Source organism: Klebsiella sp. Lac1, assembly GCF_009825425.1.
GTDB lineage: Bacteria > Pseudomonadota > Gammaproteobacteria > Enterobacterales > Enterobacteriaceae > Klebsiella > Klebsiella electrica.
The window spans coordinates 613276-629891 of sequence record NZ_VJZJ01000004.1 but is presented as its reverse complement, the minus strand read 5'-3'; the positions used below and the strand labels follow the sequence as shown (position 1 = coordinate 629891).

Sequence of the window (16616 nt, the reverse complement as noted above, 5' to 3'; positions counted from 1 at the left end):
CGCGGTAAATAAAGTAACATCATTGTTTTGGCGTAACGGATTCTACCGATGGATGCAAAACAAACGCGGCTGGGGATTATGCTGGCTCTCGCCGCCTATTTTATCTGGGGCATCGCACCTGCCTACTTCAAACTTATCTACTATGTTCCCGCCGATGAAATCCTGACCCATCGCGTGATCTGGTCATTCTTTTTTATGCTGGCGTTAATCAGCCTCAGCCACCAGTGGCCACAGGTGAAAAAACTGCTGCATATGCCGCGTAAAATTTTCCTGCTGGCGCTGTCGGCGGTGCTGATTGGCGGCAACTGGCTGCTCTTCATCTGGGCGGTGAATAACCACCATATGCTGGAGGCCAGTCTCGGCTACTTCATTAACCCGCTGGTGAATATTGTGCTGGGGATGATTTTCCTCGGCGAGCGTTTTCGCCGGATGCAGTGGCTGGCGGTACTGCTGGCCACCTGCGGCGTGCTGGTACAGCTGTGGACCTTTGGCTCGCTGCCGATTATCGGTCTTGGGCTGGCGTTCAGCTTTGCCTTTTACGGGCTGCTGCGTAAAAAAATCGCCGTCGACGCGCAAACCGGGATGTTAGTCGAAACCCTGTGGCTTCTGCCGGTCGCCGCCATATACCTGTTTGCCATCGCCGACAGCCCAACCAGCCATATGGGGCAGAACCCGTGGTCGCTGAACCTGTTGCTGATGGCGGCAGGCGTTGTCACCACCATTCCCCTGCTGTGCTTTACCGGGGCAGCCACCCGCCTGCGCCTTTCCACGCTGGGATTCTTCCAGTATATCGGCCCGACGCTGATGTTCCTGTTGGCGGTGCTATTTTACGGAGAGGTGCCGGGGGCCGATAAGATGGTGACCTTTGGCTTTATCTGGGTCGCGCTGGCGATTTTCGTGATGGATGCGGTTTACACAATACGCAGAACGCGCGGGGCATAACGAAAAAACCGCAGCACCTTCCAGTTTGCTGACAAGGTGCGCGCTGCCGAAACTGCCCGGCGGCGCTTCGCTTGCACGGGCCTACGGATAATTCCCACCAGCATGACAGGCGATGTTCCACAGGCCAGGTAAGGTATCCGTTCTGTAGGCCGGGCAAGGCGTCAGCCGCCGCCCGGCGGAAAAGGTTAAACAGTCTTTCAGCAGGGCAAAAAGACCTTGTTACAGCCAGTTTTTACGCTTGAAGTAGAGATACGGCGCCAGGCCGGCAAGCATCATAAAGACAATTGCCCCCGGGTAACCAAAGCTCCAGTGCAGCTCCGGCATAAACTCAAAGTTCATCCCGTAGCTGGAAGCCACCAGCGTCGGCGGCAGGAACACCACGGAAACCACCGAGAAGATCTTGATGATGCGGTTCTGCTCGATGTTGATAAAGCCCATCGCCGCCTGCATCAGGAAGTTGACCTTCTGGAATAGCGATTCGTTGTGCGGCAGCAGGGATTCGATATCTCGCAGGATCTCGCGCGCCTGCTCCAGCTGTCCCGCAGGTAAACGCGCCTTGCGCACCAGGAAGTTCAGAGCGCGCTGGGTATCCATCAGACACAGACGGACTTTCCAGCCGATATCTTCCTGCTCGGCAAGCGTTGAGAGCGCGTCATCGTACTCATCGCCCTGACGACCTTCCATGATCACGCGGCTGAGTTTTTCCAGATCGCTGTAGATATTTTCGATTTCATCCGCCAGCTGCTCAATTTTGGTTTCGAACAGATCCAGCAGCAGCTCATAGGCGTTGCCATCAACCATTGACTGATTGCGAACGCGCATGCGATAGAGGCGAAATGCCGGCAATTCACGCTCGCGCAGGGTAAACAGGCGCCCTTCGCGAATCGTAAATGCCACGGTGGAGTTACCGGCGTGATCCTCCGCATCTTCAAAAAAGAAAAAGGAGTGAATGTGTAAACCGTCTTCATCTTCGAAGAAACGCGCCGATGCTTCGATATCTTCCAGTTCCGGGCGCGTTGCCAGGTTCTGACCCAATTCCGTCTGCACGCGGCTTCGTTCGTCGTCGTCGGGCTCGACCAGATCGACCCACACCGAACTGGCAAGATGCTTGATCTCATCAGCTTCAAGGCGTGTTAAACGATTATTTTCCAGTTGAAATGCGCTCAGCATGACCGGGACTCCCAATGCAAAAAAATTATCGGACAGTTCGGTGGGCACACAGAAACAATTTGGGTTTCAGACCATTAAGCCTGACTCAGAGCGACGGGTATGACGGGTCGCTGACAACCGCTAAGGCTATCAGCATAAGAGGATAGCCTTAGGAGTTGTTCCTGACAGACAGGAAGTTGAGCCAGCGTCTACTGGGTGTGTCCAAGGCGAATGTCCTCTTAGCGTAATCGTGCGCGCATGTTACGCCAGCACAAAAACGGCGTCAACACGCAACGGAACGCTAAAGAGCAAATCCTGCCCTTTAGCATATAAGGCTAGCAGATTATTACAAAAAAACGATACTTTTCTTACTGTTACACTGTTTCTAATCGAGCGTAGGCCGCCACTAACCATTTAATACCCTGCCCCTGGAAGGCGACCTGCAAACGGCTATGCTCGCCGCTGCCCTCCAGATTCACAATGGTGCCTTCGCCAAACTTCGGATGGCGTACGCGCTGCCCCAGTTTGTAGCCGGTATCGTTTTCCGCCAGCGGCGTGCCCATCCGCTGATGGCTGACCGGACGGCTCACCGTCGCGCGCAGGCGCACCTCTTCCACACAGGCTTCCGGCAGCTCGCCGATAAAGCGCGACGGGCGGTGGTAAACCTCTTTGCCGTACAGACGGCGGGTTTCCGCATAGGTGAGAGTCAGTTTCTGCATCGCGCGCGTCACGCCGACGTAAGCCAGACGACGCTCCTCCTCCAGCCGGCCACCTTCATCCAGCGCCATCTGGCTCGGGAACATCCCCTCTTCCACGCCAACGATAAACACCTGCGGGAACTCCAGACCTTTCGCCGAGTGCAGGGTCATCAGCTGCACCGCATCCTGCCAGGTATCCGCCTGCCCTTCACCCGCTTCCAGCGCGGCGTGAGAGAGGAAGGCCTGCAGCGGCATTAAATCTTCATCTTCATCGTTGTAGCTGAACTGGCGCGTTGCGGTTACCAGCTCCTCTAAGTTTTCGATTCGGGTTTGACCTTTTTCGCCCTTTTCCTGCTCGTACATCATCCGCAGACCGGAGTCGTTAATCACCCGGTCAGTCTGCACGTGCAGCGGCATATCCGCCGTTTCCTGCGCCAGGGCGTCAATCAGCTCCATAAAGCGTTGCAGCGCGCTGGCGGCGCGCCCGGCAAGGACTTTGTCTTTTAACAGTTCGCGGCACGCCTGCCACAGCGTGAGCTGACGGTCGCGCGACGTTTGACGAACCACGTCCAGCGTGCGATCGCCGATGCCGCGGGTCGGCGTATTGACCACGCGCTCAAACGCCGCGTCATCGTTGCGATTGGCAATCAGGCGCAGGTAAGAGAGCGCGTCTTTAATCTCCTGGCGTTCGAAGAAGCGCATGCCGCCATAGATACGATACGGCATGCTGGCCTGCAGCAGCGCCTCTTCCAGCACGCGCGACTGGGCGTTGCTGCGGTAGAGAATGGCGCACTGCTCCAGCGCCCCGCCGTTCTCCTGCCAGGTTTTGATGCGATTGACGACAAAGCGCGCTTCATCAAGATCGTTAAACGCGCAGTAGAGGGAGATAGGCTCGCCGTCGGCACCATCGGTCCACAGTTTTTTGCCCAGACGCCCGCTGTTGTTTTCAATCAGGGCGTTGGCCGCGCTGAGGATGTTGCTGGTCGAGCGATAGTTCTGCTCCAGGCGAATGGTCTGCGCGCCGGGGAAATCGGTGAGAAAACGCTGAATATTCTCCACCTGGGCGCCGCGCCAGCCGTAGATCGACTGGTCATCATCCCCCACAATCATCACCTTGCCGCTATCGCCCGCCAGCAGGCGAATCCAGGCATACTGGATGTTGTTGGTATCCTGAAATTCATCCACGAGGATGTTGGTGAAGCGTTCGCGGTAGTGCTGGAGAATATGCGGTTTATTAAGCCACAGCTCGTGCGCACGCAGCAGCAGTTCGGCAAAGTCCACCAGACCGGCGCGATCGCAGGCTTCCTGATAGGCCTGATACACTTTCTGCCAGGTCTGTTCCACCGGGTTGCCGTAGCTCTGAATATGGTGCGGGCGCAGCCCTTCATCTTTCTGGCTGTTGATGTACCACATCGCCTGGCGCGGCGGCCACTGCTTCTCGTCGAGGTTCATCGCCTTAATCAGACGCTTCAGCAGACGCAGCTGGTCTTCGCTATCGAGGATTTGAAAATCTTGCGGCAGGTTAGCATCCAGATGGTGGGCCCGCAGCAGGCGATGCGCCAGCCCGTGGAATGTCCCGACCCACATGCCGCCCTGGGTTGTTCCCATCAGCTGGCCAATACGATGGCGCATCTCCGCTGCCGCTTTGTTGGTAAAGGTCACCGCCATGATGGAATACGGCGAGCAGTTTTCCACGCTCAGCAGCCAGGCAATACGGTGTACCAGAACGCGCGTCTTACCGCTGCCCGCTCCCGCCAGAACCAGCATATTGGTGCGTGAAGCGGCTACGGCTTCGCGCTGTTTATCATTGAGGCTGTCGAGCAGGTAAGAAACGTCCATTGGCACCGCCGGAAATGAGCTGCCCGGCAACGCATCGTCTACCGGGCATACTGTTAATATATACAGAACTAGTGGTGATTATATCAGCGAGGTCAGAGATGCCAACCGTGAAATTTCAATGTGCGGCAGCAGGCGGCTGTCGGTTGCGCGCAGCAGATCGGCCCCCTGCGGCTTGATCCAGCAGGCCTGCATGCCGCAGCGAATAGCGCCCGCCACATCGGTGGTCAGATCATCGCCCACGTGAAGTATCTGTCCCAACGGCAAATCAAGACGCTCCGCCGCCAGGTGATACATATCGGCAAAGGGTTTCGAACGCCCGTCCGGGCCGGCACGCAGAACAAAACGGAAATAGTCGCTCAAACCAAAGAGTTCCGGCTGCGCGTTGCCGTTGGTCACCGCCACCAGCGGCCATTTCTCCGCCAGCGCGGCCAGCGTCTCGTGGGTTTCCTGCGGCACCTCGATAAGACTCCTCCAGTGGGCAAAATTCGCCATTGCCGCATCCGCGCCCGCGGCAGCCTGCCCGGCAGAGAGCCCGGCATTCATCATCCCCAGCACCAGCGCACGTCGCCGCCATTCGGTCACGTCGTGGTAAATCTCCGGTTCTGTTTCGAGCAGCGTCTGACGCAGCTGTTGCAGCTCGTTCGCATCAAACCGGCTCAGTGACGGATGGTAGCTGCGCACAAAGGCCAGCGACTCCTGCAGCGTCCGGTCGATGACCGGGCGGTTATCGTAAAGGGTATCGTCCAGGTCAAACGTCAGTGCAGAAATTTGGCCCAGCGGTCGGTAAAAACGCATTATTTCCCCCGTTTGGCGCGCGGATGCGCCGCATCATACACCGAGGCAAGGTGTTGAAAATCAAGATGGGTATAGATTTGAGTCGTCGAGAGATTGGCATGACCCAGCAGCTCCTGTACACCGCGCAGATCGCCGCTCGACTCCAGCATATGAGTGGCAAAGGAGTGGCGCAGTTTATGCGGATGCACGTGGCTATTCAGCCCCTGCTTAATGCCCCATTCGGCAAAGCGCTTCTGCACATTTCGCGCGGAAATACGTTTCCCCAGTTTAGATAAAAACAGCGCATCGTCATCCGTGCCAAACAGACCGCGTAAATCGAGCCAGTGTTCGATCCACGCCACCGCGCTGCGCCCAATCGGCAGGCGGCGTTCTTTGCTGCCTTTGCCCATCACCCACACCTCCCCGGATTCCAGATCGAGGTGTTTAATATCAAGATTGACCAGCTCGGAGAGACGCAGACCCGCGCCATACATCACCTCCAGCATCGCCCGGTCGCGTACCGCCAGCGGATCGTTAAGATCGATATCCAGCAACCGGTTGACGTCATCGACATCGATATTTTTCGGTAAGTGACGGGGAATTTTCGGCGCCGGGATGCCTTTCGCCGGGTTCGCCGCCAGCTCGCCCTGCGCCACCAGCCAGTCAAAGAAACTGCGCAACGCGGAAAGTCGCAGCGCAAGGCTTGCCGGCCCCAGGCCCTGTTTGCGGCTACGAACCGCCAGACCACGAACCTGAGCGGCATCGCACTGCAGCCAGCTTTTGAGCCCCGCCTGTTCAGCGAGCGCTATCAGCGCATCAAGCTGACGCCGGTAGTTCAGAAGCGTAATCGGGCTCAGCTGACGCTCCACGCCCAGATAGCGTAGAAAGCGGTCAACGGCGGCGAATAAGGGAGAGTCGGTCATGCGCGTTCAACCCAGCGCTCCAACAGACCCGGCAGCATTAACGCAATTTCCTGCAGCAGTTGCGTTCCCTGGCCTTGTTGATAATGCTGGGCATCGCGGCTGCTGAACAGCATCACGCCAGGGGCGTCATCGCCGCCCAGCAGCGACATCGCCACCGAACCGATAGCTTTCGCTTCCGGCAGTACCACCAGCAGTTCCGGCCCGTGCAGCGGCCCGAGATAATGACGAGCCTGCCCAAGACGCTGAATGCGGATGGGCTCAAATGCCTGCCTGCTTAGCGCCAGATGAGTGAATTTCGACGGCGCGCCCAGCCGCCAGCTATCGGGAAACAGACGCACTGTCGCGCCCGCCAGCCCTATCTCGCGCGCCCAGCGATGAAAACGGTTCAGCATCTCATCAAGGCTTTCCGCCGCCGCCAGCCGCGTCTGCAGATGCAGCAGACGCTGGAACAGGCTCTCATTCGCCGTGGCCTGCTCCATCAACAGCATCATGTTCTCTTCCAGCACGTTGATATGGTTACGCGCCCGCACCATGTGCCATTCCACCAGCGAGATCGAGCCGCGCACCGGGTGCGGAACGCGCATGTGCTCAACCAGTGCAGCATTACGAATAAAAAATTCAGGATGTTGCAACAGATAGTCCACCACCGCGCGGTCATTCAGCGCGCCGGTGATTTCCTGCTGTTCTTCCCCGACTTGTTTCATAAGTGAATAAATCCGTCGTAGACATGTGCCGCCGGGCCAGTCATAAACAACGGTTGGCCCGGGCCTTTCCAGGCGATATCAAGACGCCCGCCTGGCAATTCCACGCGTACTTCTTCGGCCAGCAGTCCCTGTTGGATACCAACGGCTACCGCCGCACAGGCGCCGCTGCCGCAGGCCTGAGTTTCGCCGGCGCCGCGCTCATAAACGCGCAGACGAATACGATCGCGCTCGACCACCTGCATAAAGCCGATGTTGGCGCGCTCCGGGAAGCGTTCGTGGCTTTCCATCACCGGGCCAAGCGTTTCCACCGTCGCGGTTTCAACATTATCGACCTGAATGACGCAGTGCGGGTTCCCCATCGACACCACGCCGCACAATACTGTCTGCTCGGCGGCGCGCATAATATAGGTCTTTTCCGCTTTGTTGGCGCGGAATGGCACCTGAGAGGGCTCGAAGTTCGGCTCCCCCATGTTGACGCGCACCAGATCGTCTTCCGTTACGCTTAATACCATACGACCGTTCGCCGTGCTCACGCGGATGTCACGTTTATTGGTCAGGCCTTTCAAGCGGACAAATCGGGCAAAGCAGCGCGCGCCGTTGCCGCACTGCGACACTTCGCTGCCGTCGGCGTTGAAGATACGATAATGGAAATCCAGATCCGGATCGTAAGGCGGTTCAACAACCAGCAGCTGATCGAAACCGACGCCCAGATGCCGATCCGCCAGGCGGCGAATCAGCTCCGGTGAGAAAAAAACATTCTGCGTTACCGCGTCAACGACCATAAAGTCGTTGCCAAGGCCATGCATTTTAGAGAACTGCATCATCTACTCCAGTTGCGCGGAACAGAACGTTATCGTTAATAGTTTACCTGGGTCGGGCCGCCGCTATCGCCGCGATCGTTACGATCCGGCGTCGAGCTCTGGATACCGCTATTGACCGGTTTGGTCGGCGGAGCCGCCGTCTTTTCTGCCGGAGGGAAATAAAGCGGTCCCTTCAGACCACAGCCGGTCAGGCTGAAGATCGCCAATAAAACGGCAAGCGCTGGAAAAACGTTTTTCATTGATAGTTGCCCGTGATTCACTCTTTCTGCTTTCTATCATCGCAGGAGAAGACGTAAAAGCAAGCGTTTAGCATCCGACTGCGCGCGCTTTTGTTTCGCGCTATACTGCCGCCATCTTCAAAAAAGCAGGGTAGAACCATGAACGACAGTGAATTCCATCGCCTGGCTGATAGCCTGTGGATGACCATCGAAGAGCGTCTGGACGAGCGGGACGGCGATAGCGATATCGACTGTGAAATCAACGGCGGCGTGCTAACCCTCAGTTTCGAGAACGGCAGCAAAATTATTATCAACCGTCAGGAGCCGCTGCACCAGGTGTGGCTGGCCACGAAACAAGGCGGCTACCATTTTGATCTTAAAGGTGATGAGTGGGTGTGCGATCGCAGCGGTGAAACTTTCTGGGATCTGCTGGAACAGGCGGCGACCCGGCAGGCCGGTGAAGCGGTGAGTTTTCGCTAAGCCAGCGTAACCGGGAAAGCAAAGCCCCGGCGAAAGCGCCACATCGCCGGGGGAAATGGCGACTCAGGCATGTCGATCAGGAATAGTGCTGCTGCAGCATCGGTGACACCGCGGCATCCTGATTCACCGGCGCCGTCACGGCGCCAATCGCCTGGCTACGGAAGGGAATCACCTGGTGTCGGCCATCAACGTCGACAATCTGATAGAACTGCGGCAGGTTAAAGTTGATAAAACTGGAGCCGTAGGTGAAACGATCGTGGGATGAAGAGTAGAAGCGGCTCACGTCGCGCACCAGCTCCTCTTTACTGCCTTCACAGTGATGATAAACCTCGGCGCGGTTGCTCTCATCGAGAATATAGATATTAAATCCGCTCTCGTTATCCGCCTCTTCAAAGAAGAACTGAATAATCCCTTCGCTGGCAAATCCGTCCACTACCGGCGGCAGCTTAACATGGTTGGTTTCTACCTGGACCGACAGACCGTGCAGCTTGTTATGCGAGATAGCGCCGTAGAATTCAATGGCGTTCTCCAGCTTCTGCACCGACACGTTAAGCCGCTCGAAGAACAGCCCCCAGGTCTGCCCGGACACGCGCAGCGCCTTAAAGCGCCCGGTATCCTGACGGGTACTGGAGAGGCGCAGCTCAATGCATTCGGAGACCAGTTGCTGCACGCGGGTGCGGATAAGTCCGCGCAGGTGCTGACTGTAGCAGAACACTTCAACGCTATCCGGCGGCGCGGCGTCCTGGTGCATTTTACCCAGAATGGTCTTCAGCGCTTCGATCATCGCCTGCTCGCCGTTAAAGTGCAGGGTTCGCACTTCGTTCCACGAGTTGCGGTACAGCAGATCAACGCTGCCGATTAAGCACTTCTGCGCTTCGCCGAAGCTAAAGACGTCCAGCTTGCGGAAGTCAAAATGCACGACCTGATTGCGGAACGCCGCCGTCGGGTCATATTCGAGGTTGACGATAATCGCCAGGTGGCGGATTTCGCAGGGACTATACAGCGCTTTCGGCGTGGGCGACGGCAGGCGCAGCGGGAAATGGTGCGAAACGTCGGCGACCATCTCCTGTAGCTTCGCCAGATCGACGATACCGTTGCCCTTAATAAACAGGCGAGTACGTGACGTCAGCAGGCCGTTAAACCAGGCCCAGGCCACCAGCTTATTAAGATAACGGTTATATTCCAGCGGCTGATGGCTGATGATCGATTCCATATCCGGCGCGCGGTTATACACATACCAGCCGGTACGGTTGGCACGGCCAGGCGGCACGTGGATAAAGGTCAGATTCGGCTCGGAGAGGTCCGGAGAGATCTGCGGGTTCACCAGCGTCACCTTGCCCGGCAGCGCTTCAAACGCCGCATACAGCTTACGGGTCAGCACGCCGATATCCTGCGGACTGGCGGACACGCTGAGGTTGTTGCGCCGCGCAAAGCGGATCAGGTTGCGATAGCTTTGCATCATCGCATCCAGCAGCTCGTTGTGCGCTTTGCGTACTTCGTCGATCTTCCAGTTCGCCCGGTTGTCGAGCATCATCAGGCGCTTTTCATCCCAGCCCCACTCTTTCACCAGGTGGCTTACCACCTCGCGACGCCAGCCCACGCAGGCGCGCTCGCGGCTGAGTTTTTCGCACACTTTGAGATAGAAACAGCGCCGCACCAGATCGAGGCGCGTGTCGTCTTCAATCGCCTGCAGGTAGGCGGTCACGCGCTCCAGCATCATGCAGTAGGGGTCGAGACCAAACGAGACGATTTCTCCGTCGTGCAGACGCTGTTTTATGTCTTTCGCCAGCAGGCGGTTGTTCGGGTACTCCCAGGAGTAGGCTTCCAGCAGCAGCGTTTTCAGCACCGCTTTATACGGCGAATCGATACTTTTATACAGCTGCCACAGGCTGGCACCAAAGTACTCTTCCGCCGACAGCGAACTCAGGCCGCCCAGATCGAGCCACTCGTTTGGCGTCAGTACGCCCTGCGCGTAGAGCCCCATCACGTAATCGTCGTAATGATCTTCTTCGTCGCACGGCACCATATTCCACAGAATACGTTTTCCGGCGAGACGCACGGCGGTACGGTAGAACTCATCGAGCAGTAAAATATGCTGGGTCGACCCGCAGTCTTCGCCGCCCAGGCTACCGCTTTCGTTATGGCGGAAGCGGTTTTCGTCAATGAGGAAGAAGCTGACTTCAACGCCCAGCGATGCCGCCCAGCTCTCCAGCAGGCTACATTTGCGCTGCAACAGCTGGCGCTCTTCGGTATCAAGCCATGCCTGATGACAAACCCAGATATCCAGGTCGGAAGAGCAGCTTTGGCCAACGGAGGAGGTACTGCCCATCGAGTAGACGCCGGTAATCGGCAGTTCGCCTTTCGGCGGCTCTTGCGCCAGCATGCCGCGGTGCAGTTCTAACTCGTCAAGGTAGTGGCGTTGGGTTTCATCAGGCGTGTAGAGGCAAATGCCACGGGGAACGTTACCGTCAAGGTAACCCGGCATCAACGGGTGATGATAATGTAGTAATGTCGGCAGTAGACTGTAAACCTGCTGGAAAGCGGGTCCCATGGCAGCAAGCGCGCGATCCACGCGCAGTTGGTTGATGGCATCCAGTCTCTGTTTCAGTGTCTCAATATAGAGGTACAAGACATATCGCCTGATGTTCAAAAACCCGTCGTACAATAGTACGGAGGATTTCAGTATTTCAACAAAAACCGTCACCATTTGTCGTCGGTGTGGTTGTGATGAGCTGCTGACGGACAAATGGTTTAAAACGTGATCAATCTAACACCTTGCTCATTGACCGTAAAGAAAGATGCGCTACATACCAGTGTAGCACCGTTTACTGCGTGTAAATTCCTCACTACGGTTGTGGCAACCGCAATGGCACCAAACGCAAATAAAGAAAGAGCCGCCCCCCAAATCCCACAAAACTAACATCCATAAGGCAACAATGTTAGGATAGTTTGTGGTCGACAATGACGGTAACAAGCATGTTAGACAAAGTTTTGAGAATTGCCACACGGCAAAGCCCACTTGCGCTATGGCAGGCGCATTATGTGAAAGAGCGCCTTGAGTCCTGCCATCCTGGACTGGCGGTGGAACTGGTGCCGATGGTCACTCGCGGCGACGTGCTCCTTGATACCCCGCTGGCCAAAGTGGGCGGCAAGGGCTTGTTTGTCAAAGAGTTAGAACTGGCCATTATGCAAGGGCGCGCGGATATCGCCGTGCACTCCATGAAAGATGTTCCCGTCGAGTTTCCCGAGGGACTGGGGCTGGTCACGATTTGCGAGCGCGAAGATCCGCGCGATGCCTTCGTGTCTAACCACTATGCGTCAATCGATGCGCTGCCGCACGGCAGCATCGTTGGCACTTCAAGCTTACGTCGCCAGTGCCAGCTGGCAGCCCAACGTCCCGATCTGGAGATCCGCTCTCTGCGCGGTAACGTGGGCACCCGCCTCGGCAAGCTCGATAGCGGCGAATACGACGCCATTATCCTTGCGGCCGCCGGGCTGAAGCGTCTGGGCCTCGAGTCGCGCATTCGTCAGCCGTTAACGCCGGAGCAGTCGCTGCCTGCGGTCGGCCAGGGCGCGGTCGGCATTGAATGTCGCCTGGACGATCAATGGACGCAAACGCTGTTAGCACCGCTGAATCATACGGAAACCGCCATTCGCGTCCGCGCGGAACGGGCGATGAATACCCGGCTGGAAGGCGGCTGTCAGGTTCCGATCGGCAGCTATGCTGAGTTGATTAACGGTGAGCTGTGGCTGCGCGCGCTGGTCGGCGCGCCGGACGGTTCGCAGGTGGTACGCGGCGAACGACGCGGCCAGCCGGAAGATGCCGAGCGTCTCGGCGTCTCGCTGGCGGAAGAGCTGCTGGATAACGGCGCCCGCGGCATTCTCGCCGCCGTTTATGCAGGAGAAGCCCCGCGATGAGCATCCTGGTCACCCGTCCGTTGCCCAAAAGTGAAGAACTGGTCAGCCGCCTGCGCGCGTTAGGACATGTGGCCTGGAGTTTTCCACTCATTGAGTTTACGCCCGGACGCGAACTGCCTGCGCTAGGCGGCCAGCTGGCCGCCTTGTCCGCAGGCGATCTTTTGTTTGCGCTCTCGCAGCATGCGGTAGAGTTTGCCCATGCTCGCTTGCATCAACTGGGCCAACGCTGGCCGAAAGCACCCGGCTATTTTGCGATTGGCCGCACTACGGCGCTGGCCCTGCATACGGTCAGTGGGCAGAACATTCGCTACCCATTAGATCGGGAAATTAGCGAAGTCTTGCTACAATTACCTGAATTACAAAACATTGCCGGGAAGAAAGCCCTTCTTCTTCGCGGTAACGGCGGGCGGGAATTATTAGGCGAAACGCTCCGCGAGCGTGGCGCTGACGTTACTTTTTGTGAATGCTATCAACGTAGTGCGAAGCATTACGATGGCGCAGAAGAAGCAATGCGCTGGCAGTCCAGCGGCGTCACTACGCTGGTCGTGACCAGCGGCGAGATGCTGCAACAGCTTTGGGCGCTGATACCCCAATGGTATCGCGAACGGTGGCTCCTTCGCTGTCGCATTTTAGTTGTCAGTGAACGCCTGGCCCGGCAGGCCCGTGAATTGGGCTGGCAGGATATCCAGGTTGCCGATAGCGCCGACAACGATGCGCTGCTACGCGCATTACAATAACTCTCAACATTGGAAGCCATAATGACGGAACAACAAAACCAATCCGCCGTGGTTGAAGAGACCAGGGAGGCCGTGGACAAGGCGCCACAGCCAGAGAAGACCGGAAAGAAAAACGGCGGCAATAAAACCAGCCTCGTTCTGAGTGCGGTTGCTATCGCCATTGCCCTCGCCGCAGGCGTCGGCCTGTTTGGTTTAAATAAACAGCAAGTATCGCGCCAGAACGAGACCAGCACGGCGCTCGCCGATCGGCTGGCGGAGCTGCAAAAAGCGCAAGAAAGCCAAAAAAATGAGCTTGAAGGGATTATCAGGCAGCAGGCGGACCAGCTAACCGCAGCGAAACATCAGCAGGAGACGCTGGCGAAGCAGCTGGAAGACGTGCAGCAAAAAGTGGCCGTCATTTCCGGCAGCGATGCCAAAACCTGGCTGCTGGCGCAGGCCGATTTTCTGGTTAAATCGGCCGGGCGTAAGCTGTGGAGCGATCGGGATGTCACCACCGCCGCGGCGCTGTTAAAAAGCGCCGATGCCAGCCTCGCCGATATGAACGATCCCAGTCTGATTAGCGCCCGCCGCGCCATTACCGACGATATCGCGTCGCTGTCGGCCGTCAGCCAGGTCGACTACGACGGTATTATCCTCAAGGTCAACCAGCTTGCTAACCAGATTGATAATCTGCGCCTCGCCGACAATAACAGCGACGACTCGCCGATGGATTCCGACAGCGAAGAGCTGTCCAGCTCCATCGGCGAATGGCGCGTGAATCTGCAAAAGAGCTGGCAGAGCTTTATGGACAGCTTTATTACCATTCGTCGCCGCGACGAAACCGCTGTCCCGCTGCTGGCGCCAAACCAGGATATCTACCTGCGCGAAAATATTCGCTCCCGTCTGCTGGTTGCGGCGCAAGCGGTACCGCGCCATCAGGAAGAGACATACAAACAAGCGCTGGATAATGTTTCCACCTGGGTTCGCGCGTATTACGACACGGAAGATGCCACGACCAGGGCGTTCCTGGAAGATGTCGATAAACTGAGTCAGCAAAGCATCACGATGAACGTGCCGGAAAATCTGCAAAGTCAGGCCATTCTCGAGAAGCTGATGCAAACGCGGGTACGCAACCTGATGGCCCAGCCAGCCGTCACCCAGAGCAGCGCGCCGACGCCCCCTGCTCCCGCACCTGCCCCTGCCCCTGCCCCTGCGCCACAAGGAGAGTAACGCATGCTGAAAATTCTCTTACTCTTCGCACTGCTGATCGCCGGGATCGTTGTCGGCCCGATTATCTCCGGACACCAGGGCTACGTTCTGATCCAGACCGATAACTACAACATCGAAACCAGCGTCACCGGGCTGGTGATCATCATGATCCTCACCATGGTGGTACTGTTTGCGATTGAATGGCTGCTGCGCCGTATTTTCCGTACCGGCGCCCATACCCGTGGCTGGTTCGTGGGCCGCAAACGCCGTCGCGCACGTAAGCAAACCGAACAGGCATTGCTGAAGCTGGCGGAAGGCGACTATCAGCAGGTTGAAAAGCTGATGGCGAAGAACGCCGATCACGCCGAGCAGCCGGTGGTGAACTATCTGCTGGCGGCGGAAGCAGCCCAGCAGCGTGGTGATGAAGCCCGGGCGAATCAGCATCTGGAGCGCGCAACGGAGCTGGCCGGAGACGACCTGATCCCGGTCGAGATCGCGCGCGTGCGCCTGCAGCTGGCCCGCAATGAAAACCATGCGGCCCGCCACGGGATTGATAAGCTGCTGGAGATTACCCCGCGGCATCCGGAAGTGTTGCGCCTGGCCGAGCAGGCCTATACCCGCACCGGCGCGTGGAATTCGCTGCTGGATATTCTGCCGTCAATGGCAAAAGCCAACGTCAGTGATGAAGAGCACCGCGCCGCGCTGGAGCAGCAGGCCTGGATTGGCTTGATGGATCAAACCCTGGCCGACCGTGGAAGCGATGGATTACGTGAGTGGTGGCAAAACCAGAACCGCAAAACTCGCAGCCAGGTGTCCCTGCAGGTGGCGATGGCCAGTCTGCTCATCGAGAGCGACGATCACGATACCGCGCAGCAGATTATTATCGACGGACTGAAGAAGCAGTATGATGACCGCCTGGTGACGCTGATTCCGCGCCTGAAGACCAATAATCCGGAGCAGCTGGAAAAAGTGCTGCGTCAGCAGATTAAATCGGTCGGCGACAGGCCTTTACTGTGGAGCACCCTGGGGCAATCCCTGATGCGCCACGGCGAATGGCAGGAGGCCAGTATCGCGTTTCGCGCTGCGCTGAAACAGCGTCCGGATGCCTTTGATTACGCATGGCTGGCCGATACGCTTGACCGTATGCATCAGCCGGAAGAAGCGGCGTTAATGCGCCGTGACGGCCTGCTGTTAACGCTACAGAACAATCCTCAGCCGTAACTTCCCTCCCGCTATCGTCTCTTCAAGAGGCGATAGCGCGCTTCTCTGAGCTCTCTTCTGCTCATCCCGTCTCGGACATAAAAAAACGCCTGCACTGAAACCAGGGCAGGCGTTAAAACAGGTCTGTTTGACAACAAATTGGGTGCTTCACTCAACGTTATGTCCATGGTGTTTGATGAGGCGATACGCTGTATCTCTCAAGCGGCTTCGCAGCAGCGTGAAGATCGTGCGTAAAAGCGCGACATCTGTCAGTGGACGATAAGCACCGTAAACGGCTCTGCATCATTCCGGAGTTTATGAGGCCCGAAAGCGAACATAAGAGATGGAATGAGCATCTACCCGTTTATTATCGCACAGGTTGCGTGGAAATTGCATCTGTCACAACAGTAAATTGGGAGGATTCCGGGTACGAAATTACGCGTTCGCAGTGTGCGCGGATAGCGGTTTTTTATTCGGAAGATCAGGGAGATATAAGATAGTCGTGGCGCGGCAGAAAACAAAAAACCCCGCCGAAGCGGGGTTCAAAATTGGTCGGCGAGAGAGGATTCGAACCTCCGACCCACTGGTCCCAAACCAGTTGCGCTACCAAGCTGCGCTACTCGCCGATGTACTGCTTTTTGAATTTTTAGTTCAATTCATTTTAAAAGTCGTGGTGCGAGGGGGGGGACTCGAACCCCCACATCCTAAGGACACTAACACCTGAAGCTAGCGCGTCTACCAATTCCGCCACCTTCGCAATTCACAACTCTTTCAATAATGGGGTGGCTAATGGGATTCGAACCCACGACAACTGGAATCACAATCCAGGGCTCTACCAACTGAGCTATAGCCACCACTGCAAATCTTTTCACGCGGCACTGTTAAATTCACAGTCCACCGCAGCTCAAGCACCGGGTTAAATGGTGCGCCCGACAGGATTCGAACCTGAGACCTCTGCCTCCGGAGGGCAGCGCTCTATCCAGCTGAGCTACGGGCGCTTAGCGCCGTTGCGGGGTCGGATAATA

Annotated in this window: 15 protein-coding genes and 4 tRNA genes; 6 read left to right on the top strand and 13 right to left on the bottom strand. The window is 57.2% G+C overall.

Annotation, left to right across the window (positions count from 1 at the left end):
* The first annotated feature begins 48 nt into the window (after positions 1 to 48).
* Complete coding sequence (rarD, locus tag FNY10_RS25410) at positions 49 to 942, top strand: EamA family transporter RarD (protein ID WP_100685960.1); 894 nt, start codon at positions 49 to 51, stop codon at positions 940 to 942.
* 219 nt (positions 943 to 1161) lie between these two features.
* Here rarD and corA read toward each other — a convergent pair whose 3' ends face one another.
* The 8 genes from corA to lptM form a co-directional block, all read right to left on the bottom strand.
* On the bottom strand, positions 1162 to 2112 hold the full coding sequence (corA, locus tag FNY10_RS25405; RefSeq protein WP_100685959.1) for a magnesium/cobalt transporter CorA: 951 nt from the start codon (positions 2110 to 2112) through the stop codon (positions 1162 to 1164).
* Between the two features lie 148 nt (positions 2113 to 2260).
* A complete protein-coding gene (gene ysgD / locus FNY10_RS27395; RefSeq protein WP_407081267.1) occupies positions 2261 to 2317 on the bottom strand; it encodes a YsgD/CorL family protein in 57 nt (18 codons plus the stop codon).
* A 148-nt stretch (positions 2318 to 2465) separates the two neighbouring features.
* Positions 2466 to 4628 carry a DNA helicase II gene (gene uvrD, locus FNY10_RS25400; protein WP_131050035.1) on the bottom strand — a complete coding sequence of 721 codons (2163 nt, stop codon included), beginning with the start codon at positions 4626 to 4628 and terminating at the stop codon, positions 2466 to 2468.
* Between the two features lie 78 nt (positions 4629 to 4706).
* Positions 4707 to 5423 (bottom strand): 5-amino-6-(5-phospho-D-ribitylamino)uracil phosphatase YigB, encoded by a 717-nt coding sequence (yigB, locus tag FNY10_RS25395; protein WP_160704085.1) that lies wholly within the window; start codon positions 5421 to 5423, stop codon positions 4707 to 4709.
* Positions 5423 to 6325 carry a tyrosine recombinase XerC gene (gene xerC / locus FNY10_RS25390; RefSeq protein ID WP_160704087.1) on the bottom strand — a complete coding sequence of 301 codons (903 nt, stop codon included), beginning with the start codon at positions 6323 to 6325 and terminating at the stop codon, positions 5423 to 5425. Before xerC ends, yigB begins: the two co-directional genes overlap by 1 nt.
* Entirely contained in the window at positions 6322 to 7029 is a 708-nt protein-coding gene (locus FNY10_RS25385) for a DUF484 domain-containing protein (protein ID WP_004869595.1), read from the bottom strand. The genes xerC and FNY10_RS25385 overlap by 4 nt, the downstream gene beginning before the upstream one ends.
* Complete coding sequence (dapF, locus tag FNY10_RS25380; protein WP_100685955.1) at positions 7026 to 7850, bottom strand: diaminopimelate epimerase; 825 nt, start codon at positions 7848 to 7850, stop codon at positions 7026 to 7028. The genes FNY10_RS25385 and dapF overlap by 4 nt, the downstream gene beginning before the upstream one ends.
* Before the next feature lie 35 nt (positions 7851 to 7885).
* Complete coding sequence (gene lptM, locus FNY10_RS25375) at positions 7886 to 8089, bottom strand: LPS translocon maturation chaperone LptM (RefSeq protein WP_100685954.1); 204 nt, start codon at positions 8087 to 8089, stop codon at positions 7886 to 7888.
* A 138-nt stretch (positions 8090 to 8227) separates the two neighbouring features.
* On the opposite strand from lptM, the gene cyaY reads away from it, so the two are divergent.
* Entirely contained in the window at positions 8228 to 8548 is a 321-nt protein-coding gene (cyaY, locus tag FNY10_RS25370) for an iron donor protein CyaY (RefSeq protein ID WP_004869588.1), read from the top strand.
* 76 nt (positions 8549 to 8624) lie between these two features.
* Here the strand turns inward: cyaY and cyaA are convergent, their stop codons facing one another.
* A complete protein-coding gene (gene cyaA, locus FNY10_RS25365; protein WP_100685952.1) occupies positions 8625 to 11177 on the bottom strand; it encodes a class I adenylate cyclase in 2553 nt (850 codons plus the stop codon).
* A 347-nt stretch (positions 11178 to 11524) separates the two neighbouring features.
* Here cyaA and hemC point away from each other — a divergent pair, with 347 nt between their 5' ends.
* The 4 genes from hemC to hemY are packed head-to-tail and all read left to right on the top strand — an operon-like array spanning position 11525 to position 15612.
* Positions 11525 to 12466, top strand: coding sequence for a hydroxymethylbilane synthase (hemC, locus tag FNY10_RS25360; protein WP_100685951.1), 942 nt, complete (start codon positions 11525 to 11527; stop codon positions 12464 to 12466).
* Entirely contained in the window at positions 12463 to 13203 is a 741-nt protein-coding gene (hemD, locus tag FNY10_RS25355; protein WP_142255779.1) for a uroporphyrinogen-III synthase, read from the top strand. Before hemC ends, hemD begins: the two co-directional genes overlap by 4 nt.
* A 21-nt stretch (positions 13204 to 13224) precedes the next feature.
* A complete protein-coding gene (gene hemX / locus FNY10_RS25350; RefSeq protein ID WP_160704089.1) occupies positions 13225 to 14412 on the top strand; it encodes a uroporphyrinogen-III C-methyltransferase in 1188 nt (395 codons plus the stop codon).
* A gap of 3 nt (positions 14413 to 14415) precedes the next feature.
* Entirely contained in the window at positions 14416 to 15612 is a 1197-nt protein-coding gene (hemY, locus tag FNY10_RS25345; RefSeq protein WP_100685948.1) for a protoheme IX biogenesis protein HemY, read from the top strand.
* A gap of 528 nt (positions 15613 to 16140) precedes the next feature.
* On the opposite strand, the gene FNY10_RS25340 is transcribed toward hemY, so the two are convergent.
* The 4 genes from FNY10_RS25340 to FNY10_RS25325 form a co-directional block, all read right to left on the bottom strand.
* Positions 16141 to 16217 (bottom strand) — tRNA-Pro (locus FNY10_RS25340).
* 45 nt (positions 16218 to 16262) lie between these two features.
* Positions 16263 to 16348: transfer RNA gene (locus tag FNY10_RS25335), tRNA-Leu, on the bottom strand.
* Between the two features lie 21 nt (positions 16349 to 16369).
* Positions 16370 to 16445 (bottom strand) — tRNA-His (locus FNY10_RS25330).
* A gap of 67 nt (positions 16446 to 16512) precedes the next feature.
* Positions 16513 to 16589 (bottom strand) — tRNA-Arg (locus FNY10_RS25325).
* Positions 16590 to 16616 lie beyond the last annotated feature (27 nt).